Origin of the sequence: Pseudomonas sp. P1.31, from assembly GCF_001269815.1 — a bacterium.
In the GTDB taxonomy this organism is placed as follows: Bacteria; Pseudomonadota; Gammaproteobacteria; order Pseudomonadales; family Pseudomonadaceae; genus Aquipseudomonas; species Aquipseudomonas rustica.
In genome coordinates, this window is the sequence record NZ_LHVN01000010.1 from 83,271 (window position 1) to 103,571 (window position 20,301).

Below are 20,301 nucleotides of genomic sequence, written 5' to 3' on the forward strand. Positions count from 1 at the left end.
GATGAACGACGATATGAACGCCCAGGACGATCAGGCACTGGCTGATGAATGGGCCGCCGCCCTCGAAGAAACCGGTGATGCCGGCCAGGCTGACATCGACGCCCTGCTGGCCGCCGACGCTGGCGCCGCAAGCTCCAACCGTCTGCCGATGGAAGAGTTCGGCAGCGTGCCGAAAAACAACGATCCGGTGACGCTGGACGGTCCGAACCTGGACGTGATCCTCGACATCCCGGTGTCGATTTCGATGGAAGTCGGCAGCACCGACATCAACATCCGCAACCTGCTGCAACTCAACCAGGGTTCGGTGATCGAGCTCGATCGTCTGGCCGGTGAGCCGCTCGACGTGCTGGTCAACGGCACGCTGATTGCGCACGGTGAAGTGGTGGTGGTCAACGAGAAGTTCGGCATCCGCCTGACCGACGTGATCAGCCCAAGCGAACGCATCAAGAAGCTGCGCTGAGTGAAAAGGTTTCTCTGGGCGCTGCTCGCGCTGCCAATCAGCGTAATGGCCGCCGAGCCGGTGGCGACCACGGCCGCCGTCGCCGCGCCGGTGGTCAACAGCGGCATTGCCGGGCAATTGACGCAACTGGTATTCGGTTTGCTGCTGGTGCTGGGGATTATCTTTTTCCTCGCCTGGCTGCTGCGCCGGGTGCAGCAGGCGGGGCCAGCGGGCAAGGGTCAGGTGATCGAGTTGATCGGTTCGCGCGCCCTCGGCCCGCGTGACCGTTTGATGCTGGTGCAGGTCGGCAACGAGCAGATTTTGCTTGGTTTGAGCCCCGGCACCATCACCGCGCTGCACGTGCTCAAAGAACCGGTGCCGGTGCCGAGCACCAGTGAAAAAGCCACTCCGGATTTTGCCCAGCAGTTGCTGAAGATACTCGGCAAGGATCAGAAGGATACGAAGTAATGGGTGCGCTACGCATCGTCTTGACGCTGGCCCTGATGCTGGCGGCGCCGCTGGCGTTCGCCGCCGATCCGTTGTCGATCCCGGCGATCACGCTGGGCACCAACGCCGATGGCGCGCAGGAATATTCGGTCAGCCTGCAGATTCTGCTGATCATGACCGCGCTGAGTTTTATTCCGGCGGCGGTCATTCTGATGACCAGTTTCACCCGGATCATCATCGTCTTCTCGATCCTGCGTCAGGCCCTCGGCCTGCAACAGACGCCGTCGAACCAGATCCTCACCGGCATGGCGCTGTTCCTGACCATGTTCATCATGGCGCCGGTGTTCGATCGCGTGAACAAAGATGCCTTGCAGCCGTATCTGGCGGAGACACTCACCGCGCAGCAAGCGGTGGAAAAAGCTCAGGTGCCGATCAAGGACTTCATGCTCGCGCAAACCCGCAGCAGCGATCTTGAGCTGTTCATGCGCCTGTCCAAACGCACCGACATCCCGACGCCAGATGCAGCGCCGCTGACCATTCTGGTGCCGGCGTTCGTCACCTCCGAGCTGAAGACCGCGTTCCAGATCGGCTTCATGATCTTCATTCCGTTCCTGATCATCGACCTCGTCGTCGCCAGTGTGCTGATGGCGATGGGTATGATGATGCTGTCGCCGCTGATCATTTCCTTGCCGTTCAAGATCATGCTGTTTGTGCTGGTGGATGGCTGGGCGCTGATCATCGGCACCCTGGCCAGCAGTTTTGGAGGTGTCTCGCCATGACGCCGGAAGTCGCGGTCGATATCTTTCGTGAAGCGCTGTGGCTGACCACGCTGATGGTCGCGATTCTGGTGATCCCGAGCCTGTTGGTCGGTTTGCTGGTGGCGATGTTCCAGGCCGCGACGCAGATCAACGAACAGACACTGAGCTTCCTGCCGCGTCTGCTGGTGATGCTGGTGACGTTGATCGTCGCCGGCCCATGGATCGTGCAGACGTTCATGGAATACATCATCCAGTTGTACAAAAACATCCCGATGGTCATCGGCTAAGCCATGCAATCGCTGCTTCAGCTGACCGACACCCAGATCAGTTCCTGGGTGGCATCGTTCATGTTGCCGCTGTTTCGCGTCGCCTCGATGTTGATGGTCATGCCGGTGTTCGGCACCACGCTGATACCGCGCCGTGTGCGCCTGTATTTTGCCGTGGCGATCACCGTGGTGATCACGCCGGGTCTGCCGCCGATGCCGGCGGTGAGTCCGCTGGATCTGAGTGGGCTGATGCTGATCGCCGAGCAGATTCTGGTGGGCGCCGTGCTCGGGTTTTCCTTGCAGTTGTTCTTCCAGGCGTTTGCCGTTGCCGGGCAGATTGTGGCGATCCAGATGGGCATGGGCTTCGCCTCGATGATCGACCCGGCCAACGGCGTCTCGGTGGCGGTGATCGGGCAGTTCTTCACCATGCTGGTGACCTTGCTGTTCCTGTCGATGAACGGCCATTTGGTGGTGTTTGAAGTCCTCACCGAAAGCTTCACCACGCTGCCGGTCGGCAGTGGTTTGATGACCGCGCATTACTGGGAACTGGCCGGCAAACTCGGCTGGGTACTTGGCGCCGCGTTGCTGCTGGTGTTGCCGGCGGTGACCGCGTTGCTGGTGGTCAACATCGCGTTCGGCGTGATGACCCGCGCGGCGCCGCAACTGAACATTTTCTCCATCGGTTTCCCGCTGACCCTTGTGCTCGGTCTGTTTATTGTCTGGGTCGGGTTGGCGGATATTCTCAATCAGTATCAGCCGCTGGCCACCGAGGCCTTGCAGTTGCTACGCGAACTGGCACGGGCGCGCTGAGTCATGGCTGAGAGCGAAAGCGGTCAGGACAAAACAGAAGACCCCACGGAGAAACGGAAAAAGGACTCCCGTGAGAAGGGTGAGATTGCCCGTTCCAAAGAGCTCAACACCCTTGCCGTGATGATGGCCGGCGCCGGCGCGTTGCTGGTGTTTGGCGGCATGTTGGCCGAAGACTTGATGGAGCTGATGCGCCTGAACTTCACGCTGACGCGCGAGGTGATCATGGATCAGGGCTCCATGGGCGCCTTTATGATGCAGTCGGGCAAAATGGCGCTGGTGGCGATTCAGCCGATCATGATCACCCTGTTGATTGCCGCGCTGGTCGGGCCGATCTCCCTTGGCGGCTGGCTGTTCGCGGCCAGCTCCATGGCGCCGAAGTTCAGCCGGATGAACCCGGCCGCCGGCCTCAAGCGCATGTTTTCCTTCAAGGCTGTGGTGGAGTTGCTCAAGGCACTCGCCAAGTTTGTGATCACCCTGTTCGTGGCGCTGATGGTGTTGATGTCCGACGTCGATGACCTGCTGCGTATCGCTCACGAACCGCTTGAGTCAGCGATTATTCACAGCGTGACGCTGGTCGGCTGGAGCACCTTGTGGCTGGCCTGCGGGCTGATCATCATCGCCGCCGTTGACGTGCCGGTGCAGCTCTGGGAAGCGCACAAAAAACTGTTGATGACCAAGCAGGAAGTGCGCGACGAGCACAAGGATCAGGAAGGTCGGCCGGAGGTTAAACAGCGCATCCGTCAGACCCAGCGCGAAATGTCCCAGCGACGGATGATGGCGGCGATTCCCGACGCCGACGTGGTCATCACCAACCCGACGCACTACGCCGTCGCGCTCAAATACGACTCGGAAAAGGGTGGCGCGCCGTTGCTGCTGGCCAAGGGTAGCGACTTCCTCGCATTGAAGATTCGTGAGATTGCCGTGGCGAATAACGTGATGCTGCTGGAATCGCCGGGGTTGGCGCGGTCGATTTACTACTCGACTGAGCTCGACGAGGAAATCCCTGGCGGGTTGTATCTGGCGGTGGCGCAGGTGTTGGCGTACGTCTACCAGATCCGCCAATACCGCGCGGGCAAAGGCAAACGGCCGGATCCGCTTAAGGATGACCTGCCGATTCCGCCGGATCTGCGCCGCGATTCTTGACGTTACTGCGATGAAACTCTAGGCCTTACAGAGATCATTGTGGCGAGGGGATTTAGCGAAACGTCGCACCGCCCCGCTGGGCTGCGCAGCAGCCCCAAAACCTGTGACTTCAATCTTTCAGGAATACCGCGTGCTCAGGATTTACGACTGCTGCGCAGCCGAGCGGGGCGGTGCGACGTTTCGCTGAATCCCCTCGCCACAGGTTCTTGCCTGACTTCTTGATCGTTCCCACGCTCCGCGTGGGAATGCATCCCGGGACGCTCCGCGTCCCTTCCAGAACCGAACGCGGAGCGTCCGTTGAGGCATTCCCACGCAGAGCGTGGGAACGATCACCGGGGTGCTGTTACTGCGGCAACTCCAGATTATCCAGCGCCCGATTCACCGCCAGTTCGCCGAGCATGATCAGTTGCGCTATGCCCAGCAGCGTCCTCCGCTGCGAGGCGGGTATGAGGTTGGCGAAGTCATTGGCGATGGTTCTTGCCGAGGCGAGGGTTTCGCAAGCGTTGGCCAATAATTCTTCGTTTTTGAAGTCGGCGGTGACGGCGTACATCGTGCGGTTTCGGCGTGGCGGTGGCGTGGCGCCCGGGAAGAGGTAGTGATCGAGGGCGCGGTCGGCGGCTTCGTGGAGCTTTGTTGAATCGAGGGATTCGTAGGGGGAGGTGGGATCGGTTTCGGGTGGGTTTGGTGTTGGTTTGATCATGGTGAAGCTCCTTGAGAAATGGAGCCGTCAACCGTCGCTGCTAAACGAAGTGGGTGGCGGCTGTACGCGGGTTAGCAGACCAGGCTCAAGAATCCCGGCGCACCGAAGTGCCCCACGCAAAGCCGCCATAACGTAATGGCGGGACTCGCGTGTCTTGAGATTTGCCGAGCTGCTAAACCCGATCACTGAACAATCAGCGACCGACCCACGATAGAACCCGTCCCCAAGGCGCACAAGCCGGCCGATTCTGGCTTAGCTGTAGGCAAAGGCGCAAGGATGTGTAGCCTTTGAGGCGTGTCTGGAGGTGTCTTTTAAACATAGCCGTTTAAAAACAGAAATCGGGCACAGGCAATGACGGCCCCTTCGCGAGCAAGCTCTGCTCCTACGGTTTTGTGGTGATCACATATTTTGTGGCTTGCCCCAATTGATCGTTCCCACGCTCCGCGTGGGAATACAGCCCGGGACGCTCTGCGTCCCTTCCAGAACCGAACGCGGAGCGTCCGTTGAGGCGTTCCCACGCAGAGCGTGGGAACGATCACCGGGGTGCTGTTACTGCGGCAACTCCAGATTATCCAGCGCCCGATTCACCGCCAACTCGCCGAGCATGATCAGTTGCGCAATGCCCAGCAGCGTCCTGCGCTGCGAGGCGGGTATGAGGTTGGCGAAGTCATTGGCGATGGTTCTGGCGGAGGCGAGGGTTTCGCAGGCGTTGGCCAATAATTCTTCGTTTTTGAAGTCGGCGGTGACGGCGTACATCGTGCGGTTTCTGCAGGTAATGACGGCCCCTTCGCGAGCAAGCTCTGCTCCTACGGTTTTGTGGTGATCACATATTTTGTGGCTTGCCCCAATTTGTAGGAGCAAAGCTTGCTCGCGAAGGCATCGGCATATTCAACGCTTTCGTCGGTTGACACACCGCTTTCGCGAGCAAGCTTTGCTCCTACAGAGGGTGGAGTGAACCTTCCGTCTGAAAACCTGTGATACCTGACAGTTCTGACAGTTCTGACAGTAGACGGCTTTCCATTTCAGGCGCACTCATAGCGCCGGCAATGTTCCCGTTGGAGGTCTCGCCGTGGATGCGCTTGGGCAAGGGCCTGACAGCGTTCGAGATGCTCGGATCTGTTCAGGGAGAGTCATCATGGTAGAGCGCGTATACAAACATCTTCCGGGGATGGAGCTGGAGTACGTCTCCGCTCGGCTGGAGGAAAACGTCAGCGAAAGAGCGATTGGTTACTCGGCCAAATTCAAACTGAGTCTCGATTTTCTTAACTTCAAAGTTGCCGCGAATCAGCACATTCCCAACTTTCTGGATAACCCGCTCAATGCGATCCGGCCCGAGCTGGACGGCTTGGCCTATCACTACGCGTACAACTATTTATTGGGTGCGGCGGGCAAGATCTCCACGAATGAGGCGCTGTTCGAGGTTTTCACTCGCACGGAGTACTACATGTCAGAGTGGTCGACGGGAGGCCTGGAGATTCGTTACGGCGTACCGGTTTTCGAGGTGGTTGACGGGCAGTTGCACGTCACTGCACGGGTAGACTATCGATTGGACGGTGGTCGACAGATTCAGATCCGCGATCTGCCCATCATCCCTTTTCAGTGGCAGCTGAATTTGCTGTTAGGTGAGCCGGTTTTTTCAGGGCTCAAGTCATCCGAGACCAAAGTCGTGCTGATGTACGGCAAGGAGCCGTTGGTGTCGGTGGAGGGGAAACCGATGTATACCGGCACGCAGTATGTGATTGGGCGCGAGTTAGCGTTTGGTGATATTGGCGCGGAGCGGATTCTGAAGGCTGGTTGAATCCGGCATTTCTCCTTGCGCTGAAACTGTGACGAAACAAAAAACGCCACCCCGATTGAACGGGGTGGCGTTTTTTTGTGCCTGAAAATGACCACCTCCCTGTAGGAGCTGCCGAAGGCTGCGATCTTTTGATTTTCAAAAGCCAGATTAAAAAATCGCAGCCTTCGGCAGCTCATGCTGAGGCGGGAATTCAATAGAGTGCATAGTGGTGCGTAATTGGCACCGACGCTGAATGCGCGCAAGTGCGCCGAGCTTAGGCGTATGACATTACTTCTGCCCGCTTTAGCTTTTGCTGAGAGGATCCTGAATGTAATAGCCAACCCATATATCACCGGTAGGGCCGGTCGCGATCACTCTAAGATCATTCCGATCGAGCGGCAATTGCTCAACCAACGTCATGGTCGCTGTTTCATATACGTCAATCAGATTCGACCCGTGACCGTTCAAGGCGTAAAGAAAGGATCCATCGACACTCAATGCCATTTCATGTGGCGTCCCTTCGACGGAGTAAGTAGCTCTGATGCCATCGTTCATAGTGTCAACAACAGCGATGCTTTTGCGCTCCCAATTGGAGATATAGGCAAGGCGCTTCAAGGGGTCAAATACAACGTCGCTCCTGATAGTTATCGGTATCGGGACCAACGTTAATTTATCTGTCTGAGGGTTAAAGACGTGAATACCTTCGGTTTCATTGACCGCGGTAAGGATGTAGAAAAACGAATTAACGGGATTTAGCTTGATTGCAACATGCACTCGACCGATCGGGATTTTTTTGACCAGAGACTGAGTCGCACTGTCAACGACCGCTATAACGTTTTTTCCGGCCTCCCCGGTAATAATGTACAACAGCTTGCCGTCAGCACTGACAGCTAGACCGATCGCAGTCCAGTCTGTCTCATAACCCAGTGTCTGGGTGTGTTTCCGGGTATCAGTGATTATTACGTGGCTGCCGTAAAAGTCAGTGGCGTAAATCAGACTACCGTCAGGGCTCTGCCCTCCGATTCGAAGGGCGGTACCGCTATGGGGGAATTCATGAATGAGTTCGCCTGTTACTGCATCCCGTGTCTGGATATGTCCCAGTTGATCGAGGTGCATGGTTTTACCGTCGTTACTGAAAAGGATCTGGTTCGCGCATTCAATGAGTCGAATGTTTGCTTGCATGGCATGAGTTTCCTATGAGCCCGATGGAGTGCTCATGGGACGAGAAATGACAGATAGCGTCTACTGTCAGAAATTACAGGTTTGGTGACCACTCGTCTGGATGATTTGGGCGTAAGCGGTTGGTTTTTTCGTATTTGCGCCAAGCTTTAATGAAAGATCGCAGCCTTCGGCAGCTCCTACAGGGAGCGCGTTGGGGCTGCGATCTTTTTTGTCTGTGCAAAAGTTGGAAGGCTTCTTGCAATAGCCGCCGTGCGCCTGCTCTGGGCGTCAAAAGTTTGCTTTAAAGGAACGGGGAAAACCGGTGGATCGCTCTCAGTTACTCAACAGTGCCCGCACAAACCTGAATGACCTCTCGCGAGGCAATCTGGGCGTGCCGTTGTTGCTGCTGGTCATGTTGGCAATGATGATGTTGCCGATCCCGCCGTTCCTGCTCGACGTGTTTTTCACGTTCAACATTGCGTTGTCGATCGTCGTGCTGCTGGTCTGCGTGTACGCGCTGCGGCCGCTGGATTTCGCGGTGTTCCCGACGATTCTGCTGGTCGCGACGTTGATGCGACTGGCGTTGAACGTCGCCTCGACACGGGTGGTGATGCTCCACGGTCAGGACGGCCACGCCGCCGCCGGTAAGGTGATTCAGGCCTTCGGTGAGGTGGTGATCGGCGGTAACTACGTGGTCGGTATCGTGGTGTTTGCGATCCTGATGATCATCAACTTCGTCGTGGTGACCAAGGGTGCCGGGCGGATTTCCGAGGTGAGCGCGCGATTCACCCTCGACGCGATGCCCGGCAAACAAATGGCGATCGACGCCGACCTTAACGCCGGTTTGATCGACCAGAACCAGGCGAAGATGCGCCGCCAGGAAGTCGCCCAAGAGGCTGAGTTCTACGGTTCGATGGACGGTGCCAGCAAGTTCGTGCGCGGTGACGCCATCGCCGGCCTGCTGATTCTGTTCATCAACCTCATCGGCGGCATGGCCGTCGGTATCTTCCAGCACAACATGAGCTTCGGCGATGCCGGCCGGGTTTACGCCTTGCTGACCATCGGTGACGGTTTAGTGGCGCAATTGCCATCACTGTTGTTATCTACAGCTGCGGCGATCATGGTGACCCGTGCTTCCGGTTCGGAAGACATGGGCAAACAGATCAATCGCCAGATGTTCGCCTCGCCAAAAGCGCTGGCGGTGGCGGCCGGTTTGATGGCGGTGATGGGCCTGGTGCCGGGCATGCCGCACTTCTCGTTCCTCAGCATGGCGGCACTGGCCGCTGGCGGCGCGTACTTGTTCTGGAAGAAGCAGAACGTCGCCAAGGTTGAAGCGCTGCAAGAGGTCAAACGCCAGCAGGAGCTGCTGCCGTCGCCGGCCCGCGCCATGGAAACCAAGGAGCTGGGCTGGGATGACGTGACGCCAATCGACATGATTGGTCTGGAAGTCGGCTACCGCTTGATCCCGTTGGTGGATCGCAATCAGGGTGGTCAATTGCTGGCGCGGATCAAGGGCGTGCGCAAGAAGCTCTCGCAGGATCTGGGCTTCCTGATGCCGACCGTGCATATCCGCGACAACCTCGACCTGGCGCCAAGCGCCTACCGTTTGACCCTGATGGGCGTGATCCTCGCCGAAGCCGAGATCTACCCGGATCGCGAACTGGCGATCAACCCGGGGCAGGTATACGGCACGCTTAACGGCATAAACGCCAAAGATCCGGCTTTCGGGCTGGAAGCGGTGTGGATCGAAATCAGCCAGCGCGCGCAGGCACAGTCCCTCGGATACACCGTGGTCGACGCCAGCACCGTGGTCGCGACGCACTTGAACCAGATTCTGTACAAACACTCCAGTGAGCTGATCGGCCACGAGGAAGTGCAGCAACTCATGCAATTGCTGGCCAAAAGCTCGCCGAAACTGGCTGAAGAGCTGGTGCCGGGCGTGGTCTCGTTGTCGCAACTGCTTAAAGTATTGCAAGCGCTGTTGGCCGAACACGTGCCGGTGCGTGACATCCGCAGTATTGCCGAAGCCATCGCCAACAACGCTGCCAAGAGTCAAGATACCGCCGCGCTGGTGGCTGCGGTGCGGGTTGGCGTATCGCGCGCCATCGTCCAAAGCATTGTAGGCACTGAGTCCGAGCTGCCTGTGATCACCCTGGAACCAAGGTTGGAACAGATATTGCTCAATAGTCTGCAGAAGGCAGGACAAGGCTCGGAAGAGGGCGTTCTGCTGGAGCCAAGCATGGCCGAGAAGCTGCAACGTTCGCTCATCGAAGCGGCGCAGCGTCAGGAGATGCAAGGTCAGCCGGTGATCCTGTTGGTAGCAGGCCCGGTGCGCGCGATGCTCTCGCGTTTTGGCCGCCTCGCAGTCCCTGGATTGCACGTGCTGGCCTACCAGGAAATACCGGACAACAAGCAAGTGACAATTGTTGCGACAGTAGGGCCCAACGGCTGAGGTAGTGGTTCATGCAAGTTAAGCGTTTTTTCGCCGCCGATATGCGTCAGGCCATGAAGCTGGTTCGTGATGAGCTGGGCGCTGATGCCGCCATCATTGGCAACCGCCGCATTGCCGGCGGTGTCGAGCTGACGGCTGCGCTCGATTACAAATTGTCGGCGCTGGCGCCACGGGTTCCGAACATGGAACTCGAAGACGAGCTGCGCAAGACCCAGTCGCGCATCGTCACTGCCCAGGCCGAGCTGAGCCTGCGTGGCGAAGCCGATGGCAATAGCAATCGCCAGATCTTTGCCGGCCTGCCACTCACCGCTGGCCTGCCGTTGACCGCCGCTGAACCGCTGACCGAGCCGACCTACGCCGCGCCAGCGCGTCCAGCCCCGGCACCGGCGCAGTCCTCCGGCGGCGTCGATCCACGCGCCCTGGATTCGATGCGTTTTGAATTGAACAGCCTGCGCGAGCTGATGGAAGTGCAGCTCGGCACGCTGGCCTGGAATCAACTGCAGGGCAGCCGTCCGGCGCAAGCCAATCTGTATCGCCGTCTGCAACGCATCGGTCTGTCTGGCCCGCTGTCGCGTGATCTGCTGTCGATGATCAGCGACATCGAAGAGCCGCGTCAGGCCTGGCGCATGCTGCTCGCGCATCTGGCGCGAATGATTGCCGTGCCGGAAGTCGAGCCGCTGGAAGAGGGTGGTGTGATCGCCATGGTCGGCCCTGCCGGCATGGGCAAGACCACCACGCTGGCGAAACTGGCCGCACGTTATGTGCTGAAATACGGCGCGCAGAATGTCGCGCTGGTGAGCATGGACAGCTTCCGCATCGGCGCGCAGGAACAACTGAAGACCCTGGGCCGCATTCTCAATGTGCCGGTGACCCACGTTGATCCGGGCCAGTCGCTGGTGCAGGCGCTGGATCCATTGCTGCGCAAACGCGTGGTGCTGATCGATACCGCCGGCCTGCAAGCCAGCGATCCGGCCCTGCGCATGCAGCTCGAAAGCCTCGCCGGGCGTGGCATCCGTTCAAAAAATTATCTGGTCTTGGCAACCACCAGCCAGAAACAGGTTCTAACCGCCGCTTATCACAGTTACAAGCGTTGCGGGCTCGCCGGGTGCATCCTGACTAAACTGGATGAAACGGCCAGCCTTGGCGAAGTGTTGAGCCTGGCGATCAGTCATGAATTGCCGGTCGCGTACCTGACCGATGGCCCACGGATTCCGGATGATTTGCATCTGCCGCGCCGTCATCAACTGGTCAGCCGCGCCGTCAGCGTGCAAATGCAGGAAGAACCCAGCGAAGAAGCCATGGCTGACATGTTCGCTGATATCTACCACAGCCCCACCAAGCAGGTAGGCTGAGGTATTCATGAACAGTTTTTGTACCTACATCGATGGTCTGCCATGCATTGTTCCGTTTGTGAACGCGCAGCCAGTAATGTGGCCTCCGTCTATGCAAGACAAGGTAAAGAAATAACATGGGCAGCATGCATCCCGTACAGGTGATCGCGGTGACCGGCGGCAAAGGTGGCGTCGGCAAAACTAACGTGTCAGTGAACTTGTCTCTGGCGCTGGCAGAGCTTGGCCGTCGGGTCATGCTGCTGGACGCCGATCTGGGACTGGCGAACGTCGACGTTCTGCTGGGCCTGACACCCAAACGCACTCTGGCCGATGTCATCGAAGGCCGCTGTGAGCTGCGCGACGTACTGTTGCAGGGCCCCGGCGGGATCCGCATCGTACCGGCCGCGTCCGGCACGCAGAGCATGGTTCATCTGAGCCCGGCGCAACACGCCGGCCTGATTCAGGCCTTCAGTGACATCGGCGACAATCTCGACGTTCTGGTGATCGACACCGCTGCAGGTATTGGTGACTCGGTAGTCAGTTTCGTTCGCGCAGCGCAGGAAGTGTTGCTGGTGGTTTGCGACGAGCCGACCTCGATCACTGACGCTTACGCACTGATCAAACTGCTCAACCGCGATTACGGCATGAACCGCTTCCGCGTCCTCGCCAACATGGCGCAGAGCCCGCAAGAAGGTCGCAACCTGTTCGCCAAGTTGACCAAGGTCACGGATCGCTTCCTCGACGTCGCCTTACAATACGTCGGTGCCGTGCCTTACGACGAAAGCGTGCGCAAAGCGGTGCAGAAGCAGCGCGCTGTCTATGAAGCCTTCCCGCGTTCCAAGTGCGCGCTGGCGTTCAAGGCCATCGCGCAAAAGGTCGACACCTGGCCGCTGCCCGCCAACCCGCGCGGCCACCTTGAGTTTTTTGTCGAGCGCCTCGTGCAGCAAACGGCAGGGCCCGTGCTATGACCGCTAGCGGTATGAATTACTACAAGAAGTCGGCACGCGACGCTCAGTACGAGCTGATCGAGCGTTACGCGCCGCTGGTCAAACGCATTGCCTATCACTTGCTGGCGCGGTTGCCGGCGAGTGTGCAGGTTGAAGACCTGATCCAGGCCGGGATGATCGGCCTGCTTGAAGTCTCGACCAAATACGACGCCAGTAAAGGCGCCAGTTTCGAAACGTACGCGGGCATTCGAATCCGCGGCGCGATGCTCGACGAAGTGCGCAAAGGGGATTGGGCGCCACGCTCGGTTCACCGCAATACCCGGATGGTCAGCGACGCAATTCGCTCAATTGAAGCTAAAACCGGCCGTGATGCTAAAGATCACGAAGTTGCGGCCGAACTCCAATTGAGTCTCGACGATTACTACGGGATTTTGAATGACACCTTGGGCAGTCGTCTGTTCAGTTTCGACGATCTGTTGCAGGACGGCGAACACGAAGGGCTGCACGAGGATGGCGCGAGTGCTCATCTTGAGCCGTCACGCGATCTGGAAGATGAACGCTTCCAGGCGGCGCTGGCGGACGCGATTGCCAATTTGCCGGAGCGTGAGCGACTGGTGTTGGCGCTGTACTACGACGAAGAGCTGAACCTCAAGGAAATCGGTGAAGTCCTTGGCGTCAGTGAATCGCGGGTCAGCCAGTTACACAGCCAGTGCGCGGCCCGTTTGCGGGGGCGTTTGGGGGAGTGGCGAGCGCGCTGAAGGCAGTGTGGGGACACTGCGAACGAGGCTGGTGCGGTGATGAACGGCACCGGTCTTGCTCTGTTGTGCTCCAGACAGTCTTCGAGTGCTGCGCCGATTGATTGAAGTGGCGCGTCCAGGTGCTGGACGCGTTTAAGACTGCTTGGAGGTCGAATTGAACAAAGACATGAAAATCCTCATCGTTGATGACTTCTCAACGATGCGGCGGATCATCAAGAACCTGCTGCGTGATCTTGGGTTCACCAACACCGTCGAGGCTGACGATGGCACCACTGCCATTCCAGTGCTCAACAGCGGAAGCATCGACTTTCTGGTAACGGACTGGAACATGCCGGGCATGACCGGTATCGACCTGCTGCGTCACGTGCGTGCCGACGAAAAACTCAAGCACCTGCCGGTATTGATGGTGACTGCTGAAGCCAAGCGCGAGCAGATCATCGAAGCCGCTCAGGCCGGTGTGAACGGCTACGTCGTCAAACCTTTCACGGCTCAGGCGCTGAAAGACAAAATCGAGAAGATTTTCGAACGCATCGGCTGATGAACGCGCGGGGGAGCTATGGAGCATAAAGAATTTTCACAGGGCGATTTCGAGTCGACCCTGAAAAAACACGCGGTCGAACTGGTCGAGAGCCTTGAAAAAGGCAAGTTCGGCGACGCTGTGCAACTGATCCATGAGCTCAATCAGACCCGTGACCGCGGCCTGTATCAGGAAGTGGGCAAGCTCACACGCGAACTGCACAGTGCGATCGTCAATTTCCAGATCGATCCGCACATGCCGCAGGCCGAGGAAGTGTCGCAAATCACCGACGCCACCGAACGTCTGGGCTATGTGGTCAAGCTGACGGAAGCTGCGGCCAACCGCACCATGGATCTGGTGGAAAGCGCCACGCCGGTGGTCAATGGTCTGGCTGAAGAAGCCCAGGCTCTGAGCACGGATTGGGGCCGTTTCATGCGCCGCGAAGTCGGGGCTGAAGAGTTCCGCGAACTGGCGCGCCGGGTCGACGGTTTTCTGTCGCGCAGCCACACGGGCAACCGTGCGGTGTCGAGCAATCTCAACGACATTCTGCTGGCCCAGGATTACCAGGACCTCACCGGTCAGGTGATCAAACGCGTGACCCAACTGGTCACCGAAGTCGAAAGCAATTTGCTCAAACTCGTACTCATGGCCAGTCAGGTGGACCGCTTTGCGGGCATCGAACATGACCGCGCCGCGATGCTTGCAGAAAAAGATCCACAAAAACATCTCTCGCAGGGTGAAGGTCCGCAGATTCATGCCGATAAACGAGAAGACGTTGTGTCCGGTCAGGACGATGTGGACGATTTGTTATCCAGCCTTGGATTTTGAGTTTAGGTTTTTAGACCTGTTAGGAGCACCCCATTAATGAGCTTCGGCGCCGATGAAGAGATCCTTCAGGATTTCCTGGTTGAGGCCGGCGAGATTCTTGAGCAACTGTCCGAGCAACTGGTCGAGCTGGAAAGCCGACCGGATGACGCGGATCTGCTCAATGCAATTTTTCGCGGTTTCCACACTGTAAAAGGGGGCGCCGGCTTCCTTCAGCTCAATGAGCTGGTGGAGTGCTGTCACATCGCCGAAAACGTGTTCGACATCCTGCGCAAGGGTGAGCGTCGCGTTGATGCAGAACTGATGGACGTGGTGCTGGAAGCACTGGACGCGGTGAACAGCATGTTCACCGAGGTGCGTGAACGCGCACCGATCACCGCTGCAACGCCTGAGCTGCTGGCAGCGCTGGCACGTCTGGCCGAGCCGCAATCGGCGGATGCCGTCGCGGTCGAAGAAGTCGTTGAAGCGCCGGTCGCCGAAAGCGATTCGGGCGACATCACCGACAACGAATTTGAACAACTGCTGGACTCGCTGAATGCCGTCAAGGCACAAGCCGAAGCCCCGCCAGCGCCGGTGGCCGATAGCGCCGCCAGCGATGAAATCACCGACGCCGAATTCGAGTCGTTGCTGGATCAACTGCACGGCAAAGGCCAGTTCGCGCCGGACGCTGTAGCGGCGACGCCAGCGACGCCAGCGGCTCCGGTTGCTCCGGCAGCGGGCGACAGCTCGGACATCACCGACGACGAATTTGAAGCGTTGCTCGATCAGTTGCACGGTAAAGGCAACTTCGCCGTCGAAGCGCTGGAGTCGGCGATTGCCTCGGCACCTGCGCCTGCTGCTCCAGCGGCCGCCGCTGCCGGCAGCGATTTGATCAGCGATCACGAATTCGAATCGCTGCTCGACGAATTGCACGGCAAAGGCAAGTTCACCGACGTCGGCGCCGCCTCTGCGGGCAGCGCTTCGACGGTGGCCACGCCAGTCGCCAAGGCTCCAGCCGCAGCGGCGCCGAAACCTGTCGCCAAGCCTGAGCCAAAAGCCGAAGCCCCCAAAGCTGCTGCGCCGGCTCCGGCCCGTGCACCGGCAACACCGCCACCGGAAAAACCGGCGAGCGAAGCCGAGACCACCGTGCGCGTCGATACCGCACGTCTCGACGAAATCATGAACATGGTCGGCGAACTGGTACTGGTGCGTAACCGCTTGGTGCGCCTGGGCTTGAACAGCGGCGACGAAGCCATGCAAAAGGCTGTGTCGAACCTCGACGTGGTCACGGCTGACCTGCAAACCGCAGTGATGAAAACGCGGATGCAGCCGATCAAGAAAGTCTTCGGGCGCTTCCCGCGTCTGGTTCGCGACTTGGCCCGTCAGCTGAAAAAAGAGATCAACCTGGAGCTGGTCGGCGAAGAAACCGACCTCGACAAAAACCTCGTCGAGGCCCTGGCCGATCCGCTGGTTCACTTGGTGCGCAACGCTGTCGACCACGGCATCGAGTCGCCGGAAGAACGCGAAGCATCGGGCAAGGCCCGTGGCGGTCGTGTGGTGCTGGCCGCCGAGCAAGAAGGCGATCACATCCTGCTGTCGATTTCCGATGACGGCAAAGGTATGGACCCGAACGTGCTGCGCGCCATCGCGGTAAAACGCGGGGTGATGGACAAGGACGCGGCCGATCGCCTCAGCGATACCGAGTGCTACAACCTGATCTTCGCTCCGGGTTTCTCGACCAAGACCGAGATCTCCGACGTCTCCGGCCGCGGTGTCGGCATGGACGTGGTGAAGACCAAGATTTCCCAGCTCAACGGTTCGATCAACATCTACTCGACCAAGGGCCAGGGCTCGAAGATTGTCATCAAGGTGCCGCTGACGCTGGCGATCATGCCGACGTTGATGGTCATGCTCGGCAATCAGGCGTTCGCGTTCCCGCTGGTCAACGTCAACGAAATTTTCCACCTCGACCTGTCGACCACCAACGTCGTCGACGGCCAGGAAGTGGTGATCGTGCGGGACAAGGCGCTGCCATTGTTCTACCTCAAGCGCTGGCTGGTCAGCTCCGCCGCTCACGAAGAGCAGCGCGAAGGCCATGTGGTGATCCTTTCGGTGGGCACTCAGCGGATCGGCTTCGTCGTCGATCAACTGGTCGGCCAGGAAGAGGTGGTCATCAAGCCATTGGGCAAAATGCTGCAGGGCACTCCGGGCATGTCCGGCGCCACCATCACCGGTGACGGCCGCATCGCGCTGATTCTCGATGTTCCAAGCATGCTCAAGCGTTACGCCGCACGGCGTATTTGAATCCGGGGCGGCGGGGCGATCACGCTCCGCTGCACCTAATGGAGTGTTTATGGCAGTCAAAGTCCTGGTGGTGGACGATTCGGGTTTTTTCCGCCGCCGCGTCTCGGAAATTCTTTCAGCGGATCCGAGCATCCAGGTGGTCGGCACTGCAACCAACGGTAAAGAGGCCATCGATCAGGCACTGGCGCTCAAGCCGGACGTGATCACCATGGACTACGAGATGCCCATGATGGACGGCATCACGGCGGTGCGGCACATCATGCAGCGCTGCCCGACTCCGGTGTTGATGTTCTCCTCGCTGACCCACGAAGGCGCTCGGGTCACCCTCGATGCGCTGGACGCCGGCGCGGTGGATTTCCTGCCGAAGAATTTCGAAGACATCTCGCGCAATCCCGAGAAGGTCAAACAACTGCTGTGCGAAAAGGTGCACAGCATCTCGCGCAGTAATCGTCGTTTCAGTGCTTACAGTGCGCCGGCTCCAGTGGCTGCACCTGCACCTGCGCCGACGCCTGCTCCGACTGCATCAAGCTTCAGTAGCCACAGCAGCAGCGCTCCGGTGCGTCCAGCGCCAGCGCCTGTGCATGCTCCGGTTGCAACCCGTGCACCGGCCGCCAGCGCTTCGTCGCCGGCACCGAAACGCAAGGCTTACAAACTGGTTGCCATCGGCACCTCGACGGGCGGTCCGGTTGCGCTACAACGGGTGTTGACTCAGTTGCCAGCGAACTTCCCGGCACCGATCGTGTTGATCCAGCACATGCCGGCGGCGTTTACCAAAGCGTTTGCCGAGCGTCTCGACAAACTCTGCCGCATCACCGTCAAGGAAGCCGAGGATGGCGACATCCTGCGTCCGGGGTTGGCGTTGCTGGCGCCGGGTGGCAAGCAAATGATGATCGACGGCCGTGGCGCGGTGAAGATTCTGCCGGGCGACGAGCGTCTGAATTACAAGCCGTGCGTGGACATCACCTTCGGCTCTGCGGCCAAGTCCTACGGTGACAAAGTTCTGGCGGTGGTGCTCACCGGCATGGGCGCTGACGGCCGTGAAGGCGCGCGTTTGCTCAAGCAGGGCGGCAGCTCGATCTGGGCGCAGGACGAAGCCAGTTGCGTGATCTACGGCATGCCGATGGCCATCGTCAAAGCTGACCTCGCCGACGCGGTGTACAGCCTGGACGAGATCGGCAAGCACATCGTCGAGGCGTGTATCTGATGGATGTTTTAAGCCTTATCGGGATCATCATGGCGTTCGTCGCCATCATCGGCGGCAACTACCTTGAGGGCGGCCACATCGGTGCGCTGGCCAACGGTCCTGCCGCGTTGATCGTCCTCGGCGGCACCATCGGCGCGGCGCTGCTGCAATCGCCGATGAGCGCGTTCAAACGCGCCATGCAGATTCTGGCGTGGATTCTGTTTCCGCCCCGGGTTGATCTGGCCGGCGGCATCGACCGTGTCGTCAACTGGAGCCTCACCGCGCGCAAGGAAGGCCTGCTGGGTCTGGAAGGCGTGGCCGATGCCGAACCGGATAATTACTCGCGCAAAGGCCTGCAACTGCTGGTCGATGGCGCCGAGCCGGAAGCGATTCGCAGCATCCTCGAAGTGGATTTCTACACCCAGGAAGCGCGCGATATCGAAGCCGCGAAAGTCTTCGAAAGCATGGGCGGTTACGCGCCAACCATCGGCATCATCGGTGCGGTGATGGGCCTGATCCACGTGATGGGCAATCTGGCCGATCCGACGCAACTGGGCAGCGGTATCGCCGTGGCATTCGTCGCCACCATTTACGGTGTCGCCAGTGCCAACCTGGTGTTGTTGCCAGTGGCGGCCAAGCTGAAGGCAATCGCGTTGCGGCAGTCGCGTTATCGCGAAATGTTGTTGGAAGGGATCCTGTCGATCGCCGAAGGTGAAAACCCTCGCTCCATTGAGTTGAAGCTGCAAGGCTTCATGGATTAAGGGAATAACCTCATGGCTCGTCGTCGCCACCAGGAAGAACACGTCAACCACGAGCGCTGGCTGGTGTCCTACGCGGATTTCATCACCTTGCTGTTCGCGTTCTTCGTGGTGATGTACTCGATTTCGTCGATCAACGAAGGCAAGTACAAAGAAATTTCCGAGGCGCTGGTCGGTGTTTTCAAAGACTCCGACCGTGCGCTCAAACCGATTCCGATCGGTGATGAGCGACCGAAAACCACCACTCCGGCCAAGCCGCTGGTCAAGGATGCCGAGCAGATTGATGCCGGTATCGCCGGGGCCAGCGATCCGCTGAAAAGCATCTCCGATGACATCAGCGCCGCGTTCGGCGACTTGATCGCGTCCAACCAGATGACCGTGCGCGGCAACGAGTTGTGGGTCGAGATCGAACTCAATTCCAGCCTGTTGTTCGGCAGCGGCGACGCCATGCCGAGTGACATCGCGTTCAACATCATCGACAAGGTCGCGGCGATTCTGAAACCGTTCGATAACCCGATTCACGTCGAAGGCTTCACCGATGATCAGCCGATCCGCACCGCGCAGTACCCGACCAACTGGGAACTGTCCTCGGCGCGTTCGGCGAGCATCGTGCGCATGCTGGCGATGCAGGGTGTGAACCCTGGCCGGTTGGCGTCGGTGGGTTACGGCGAATTTCAACCGGTGGCCAACAACGCCACCGTTGAAGGCCGCGCGAAGAATCGTCGGGTGGTGTTGGTGGTGTCGCGCAATCTCGATGTCCGCCGCAGCCTGACGGGCACCGGGACGGCCAATGCGCAACCGGACGCCGCGTTGAAGCGCGCTGGCACACAAACTGCACCGACCCCGGTCAAGACGCCGGGACGCGAGAGTGCCGTCAATTCTCCGTCACCCGCATTAACACGCTGAGCTATGTCTCGGTCGAGCATATCGGCCGGGAGGAACGAACCGAATGAGAGTCTGGGCAGTCGCCAATCAAAAGGGTGGTGTCGGTAAAACCACATCTTCCATCGCTTTAGCCGGATTGCTGGCCGAGGCGGGCAAGCGCGTGGTTGTGGTCGATCTCGACCCGCACGGCTCGATGACCAGCTATTTCGGCTACGACCCCGACAGCCTGGAACACAGCAACTACGACCTGTTTCTGCACAAGGGCAGCGTGCCGCAAGGCTTGCCGGGGCAGTTGCTGTTGTCGACCAGTGATGAACGTATTTCACTGTTGCCGTCGAGCACCGCGCTGGCGACCCTTGAGCGGCAGTCGCCGGGGCAGAGTGGTCTCGGTCTGGTGATCGCCAAGAGTCTGGCGCAGCTGTGGCAGGACTTCGATTACGCGATCATCGACAGCCCGCCGTTGCTCGGTGTGCTGATGGTCAACGCACTGGCCGCGAGTCAGCAACTGGTGATCCCGGTGCAGACCGAACACCTCGCCGTCAAAGGCCTGGAGCGCATGGTCAACACGCTGGCGATGATCAACCGTTCACGCAAACAGGCGCTGCCGTTCAGTATTGTGCCGACGCTGTTTGATCGCCGTACGCAGGCGTCGCTGGGTACTTTGCGCGTGCTGCGCGATAAATTTCCGGAAGAGATCTGGCAAGGTTACATCCCGGTCGATACGCGCCTGCGTGACGCCAGCCGTGCCGGAGTAACGCCTTCGCAATTCGACGGCAAGAGCCGTGGCGTTCTCGCTTACCGCGCGCTGCTCAAGCATCTGCTGGCGCAGCAACTCGTCGCGCAGGTGGCTTGAATGACTTT

General features: G+C 59.2%; 20 protein-coding genes and 1 pseudogene. 18 read left to right on the plus strand and 3 right to left on the minus strand.

Annotated features, from left to right (window positions below; all coding sequences use genetic code 11):
• The first annotated feature begins 1 nt into the window (after position 1).
• From fliN to flhB, 6 genes are read left to right on the plus strand one after another with little or no spacing between them, the layout of a single operon-like run.
• Positions 2–460: a flagellar motor switch protein FliN gene (gene fliN, locus AD669_RS07570; RefSeq protein ID WP_053118377.1), complete on the plus strand. Its 459-nt coding sequence runs from the start codon at positions 2–4 to the stop codon at positions 458–460.
• The gene (fliO, locus tag AD669_RS07575) at positions 461–907 is read left to right on the plus strand and encodes a flagellar biosynthetic protein FliO (RefSeq protein WP_053118379.1); all 447 of its coding nucleotides are present in this window, start codon (positions 461–463) and stop codon (positions 905–907) included. It begins immediately after the preceding gene.
• Positions 907–1,665: a flagellar type III secretion system pore protein FliP gene (gene fliP, locus AD669_RS07580; RefSeq protein WP_053118381.1), complete on the plus strand. Its 759-nt coding sequence runs from the start codon at positions 907–909 to the stop codon at positions 1,663–1,665. Before fliO ends, fliP begins: the two co-directional genes overlap by 1 nt.
• Positions 1,662–1,931 carry a flagellar biosynthesis protein FliQ gene (fliQ, locus tag AD669_RS07585; RefSeq protein ID WP_053118383.1) on the plus strand — a complete coding sequence of 90 codons (270 nt, stop codon included), beginning with the start codon at positions 1,662–1,664 and terminating at the stop codon, positions 1,929–1,931. Before fliP ends, fliQ begins: the two co-directional genes overlap by 4 nt.
• Positions 1,932–1,934: 3 nt before the next feature.
• A complete protein-coding gene (gene fliR, locus AD669_RS07590; RefSeq protein WP_053118386.1) occupies positions 1,935–2,720 on the plus strand; it encodes a flagellar biosynthetic protein FliR in 786 nt (261 codons plus the stop codon).
• Positions 2,721–2,723: 3 nt separating this feature from the next.
• Positions 2,724–3,863, plus strand: coding sequence for a flagellar biosynthesis protein FlhB (flhB, locus tag AD669_RS07595; RefSeq protein WP_053118388.1), 1,140 nt, complete (start codon positions 2,724–2,726; stop codon positions 3,861–3,863).
• Between the two features lie 343 nt (positions 3,864–4,206).
• Here flhB and AD669_RS07600 read toward each other — a convergent pair whose 3' ends face one another.
• Together AD669_RS07600 and AD669_RS07605 are read right to left on the minus strand one after the other, a co-directional pair.
• Entirely contained in the window at positions 4,207–4,563 is a 357-nt protein-coding gene (locus AD669_RS07600) for a DUF6124 family protein (protein WP_053118390.1), read from the minus strand.
• A 549-nt stretch (positions 4,564–5,112) separates the two neighbouring features.
• Positions 5,113–5,325 (minus strand): annotated as a pseudogene (locus AD669_RS07605) (DUF6124 family protein); the annotation flags it as partial.
• A gap of 373 nt (positions 5,326–5,698) precedes the next feature.
• Between AD669_RS07605 and AD669_RS07610 the strand changes: the two are divergent.
• A complete protein-coding gene (locus AD669_RS07610; protein WP_053118392.1) occupies positions 5,699–6,361 on the plus strand; it encodes a hypothetical protein in 663 nt (220 codons plus the stop codon).
• A 282-nt stretch (positions 6,362–6,643) separates the two neighbouring features.
• On the opposite strand, the gene AD669_RS07615 is transcribed toward AD669_RS07610, so the two are convergent.
• Positions 6,644–7,522 carry a YncE family protein gene (locus AD669_RS07615; RefSeq protein ID WP_053118393.1) on the minus strand — a complete coding sequence of 293 codons (879 nt, stop codon included), beginning with the start codon at positions 7,520–7,522 and terminating at the stop codon, positions 6,644–6,646.
• Positions 7,523–7,823: 301 nt separating this feature from the next.
• Between AD669_RS07615 and flhA the strand changes: the two genes are divergently transcribed.
• From flhA to AD669_RS07670, 11 genes are all read left to right on the plus strand, one after another.
• Complete coding sequence (flhA, locus tag AD669_RS07620) at positions 7,824–9,953, plus strand: flagellar biosynthesis protein FlhA (RefSeq protein ID WP_053118395.1); 2,130 nt, start codon at positions 7,824–7,826, stop codon at positions 9,951–9,953.
• Between the two features lie 11 nt (positions 9,954–9,964).
• On the plus strand, positions 9,965–11,305 hold the full coding sequence (flhF, locus tag AD669_RS07625; RefSeq protein WP_053118396.1) for a flagellar biosynthesis protein FlhF: 1,341 nt from the start codon (positions 9,965–9,967) through the stop codon (positions 11,303–11,305).
• Between the two features lie 116 nt (positions 11,306–11,421).
• Entirely contained in the window at positions 11,422–12,252 is an 831-nt protein-coding gene (gene fleN / locus AD669_RS07630; protein ID WP_003222917.1) for a flagellar synthesis regulator FleN, read from the plus strand.
• On the plus strand, positions 12,249–12,989 hold the full coding sequence (fliA, locus tag AD669_RS07635; protein WP_007920004.1) for an RNA polymerase sigma factor FliA: 741 nt from the start codon (positions 12,249–12,251) through the stop codon (positions 12,987–12,989). Before fleN ends, fliA begins: the two co-directional genes overlap by 4 nt.
• 166 nt (positions 12,990–13,155) lie before the next feature.
• On the plus strand, positions 13,156–13,527 hold the full coding sequence (locus tag AD669_RS07640) for a chemotaxis response regulator CheY (protein ID WP_024012118.1): 372 nt from the start codon (positions 13,156–13,158) through the stop codon (positions 13,525–13,527).
• Between the two features lie 18 nt (positions 13,528–13,545).
• A complete protein-coding gene (locus AD669_RS07645; RefSeq protein ID WP_053118398.1) occupies positions 13,546–14,334 on the plus strand; it encodes a protein phosphatase CheZ in 789 nt (262 codons plus the stop codon).
• A gap of 36 nt (positions 14,335–14,370) precedes the next feature.
• Complete coding sequence (locus AD669_RS07650) at positions 14,371–16,614, plus strand: chemotaxis protein CheA (RefSeq protein ID WP_053118401.1); 2,244 nt, start codon at positions 14,371–14,373, stop codon at positions 16,612–16,614.
• Between the two features lie 49 nt (positions 16,615–16,663).
• A complete protein-coding gene (locus tag AD669_RS07655) occupies positions 16,664–17,818 on the plus strand; it encodes a chemotaxis response regulator protein-glutamate methylesterase (protein WP_053118403.1) in 1,155 nt (384 codons plus the stop codon).
• Positions 17,818–18,558, plus strand: a complete 741-nt coding sequence (locus AD669_RS07660; protein ID WP_053118405.1) for a flagellar motor protein — start codon at positions 17,818–17,820, stop codon at positions 18,556–18,558. The genes AD669_RS07655 and AD669_RS07660 overlap by 1 nt, the downstream gene beginning before the upstream one ends.
• 12 nt (positions 18,559–18,570) lie before the next feature.
• Positions 18,571–19,461, plus strand: coding sequence for a flagellar motor protein MotD (motD, locus tag AD669_RS07665; RefSeq protein ID WP_053118407.1), 891 nt, complete (start codon positions 18,571–18,573; stop codon positions 19,459–19,461).
• A 43-nt stretch (positions 19,462–19,504) separates the two neighbouring features.
• Positions 19,505–20,293 carry a ParA family protein gene (locus AD669_RS07670; RefSeq protein ID WP_053118409.1) on the plus strand — a complete coding sequence of 263 codons (789 nt, stop codon included), beginning with the start codon at positions 19,505–19,507 and terminating at the stop codon, positions 20,291–20,293.
• Positions 20,294–20,301 lie beyond the last annotated feature (8 nt).

Bases quoted from the DNA above. Each gene is read 5' to 3' on its own strand.
- fliN (WP_053118377.1), top strand. From the start codon at position 2: ATGAACGACGATATGAACGCCCAGGACGATCAGGCACTGGCTGATGAA.
- fliP (WP_053118381.1), top strand. From the start codon at position 907: ATGGGTGCGCTACGCATCGTCTTGACGCTGGCCCTGATGCTGGCGGCG.
- fliQ (WP_053118383.1), top strand. From the start codon at position 1,662: ATGACGCCGGAAGTCGCGGTCGATATCTTTCGTGAAGCGCTGTGGCTG.
- fliR (WP_053118386.1), top strand. From the start codon at position 1,935: ATGCAATCGCTGCTTCAGCTGACCGACACCCAGATCAGTTCCTGGGTG.
- flhB (WP_053118388.1), top strand. From the start codon at position 2,724: ATGGCTGAGAGCGAAAGCGGTCAGGACAAAACAGAAGACCCCACGGAG.
- AD669_RS07600 (WP_053118390.1), bottom strand. From the start codon at position 4,563: ATGATCAAACCAACACCAAACCCACCCGAAACCGATCCCACCTCCCCC.
- AD669_RS07610 (WP_053118392.1), top strand. From the start codon at position 5,699: ATGGTAGAGCGCGTATACAAACATCTTCCGGGGATGGAGCTGGAGTAC.
- AD669_RS07615 (WP_053118393.1), bottom strand. From the start codon at position 7,522: ATGCAAGCAAACATTCGACTCATTGAATGCGCGAACCAGATCCTTTTC.
- flhF (WP_053118396.1), top strand. From the start codon at position 9,965: ATGCAAGTTAAGCGTTTTTTCGCCGCCGATATGCGTCAGGCCATGAAG.
- fleN (WP_003222917.1), top strand. From the start codon at position 11,422: ATGGGCAGCATGCATCCCGTACAGGTGATCGCGGTGACCGGCGGCAAA.
- fliA (WP_007920004.1), top strand. From the start codon at position 12,249: ATGACCGCTAGCGGTATGAATTACTACAAGAAGTCGGCACGCGACGCT.
- AD669_RS07640 (WP_024012118.1), top strand. From the start codon at position 13,156: ATGAAAATCCTCATCGTTGATGACTTCTCAACGATGCGGCGGATCATC.
- AD669_RS07645 (WP_053118398.1), top strand. From the start codon at position 13,546: ATGGAGCATAAAGAATTTTCACAGGGCGATTTCGAGTCGACCCTGAAA.
- AD669_RS07650 (WP_053118401.1), top strand. From the start codon at position 14,371: ATGAGCTTCGGCGCCGATGAAGAGATCCTTCAGGATTTCCTGGTTGAG.
- AD669_RS07655 (WP_053118403.1), top strand. From the start codon at position 16,664: ATGGCAGTCAAAGTCCTGGTGGTGGACGATTCGGGTTTTTTCCGCCGC.
- AD669_RS07660 (WP_053118405.1), top strand. From the start codon at position 17,818: ATGGATGTTTTAAGCCTTATCGGGATCATCATGGCGTTCGTCGCCATC.
- motD (WP_053118407.1), top strand. From the start codon at position 18,571: ATGGCTCGTCGTCGCCACCAGGAAGAACACGTCAACCACGAGCGCTGG.
- AD669_RS07670 (WP_053118409.1), top strand. From the start codon at position 19,505: ATGAGAGTCTGGGCAGTCGCCAATCAAAAGGGTGGTGTCGGTAAAACC.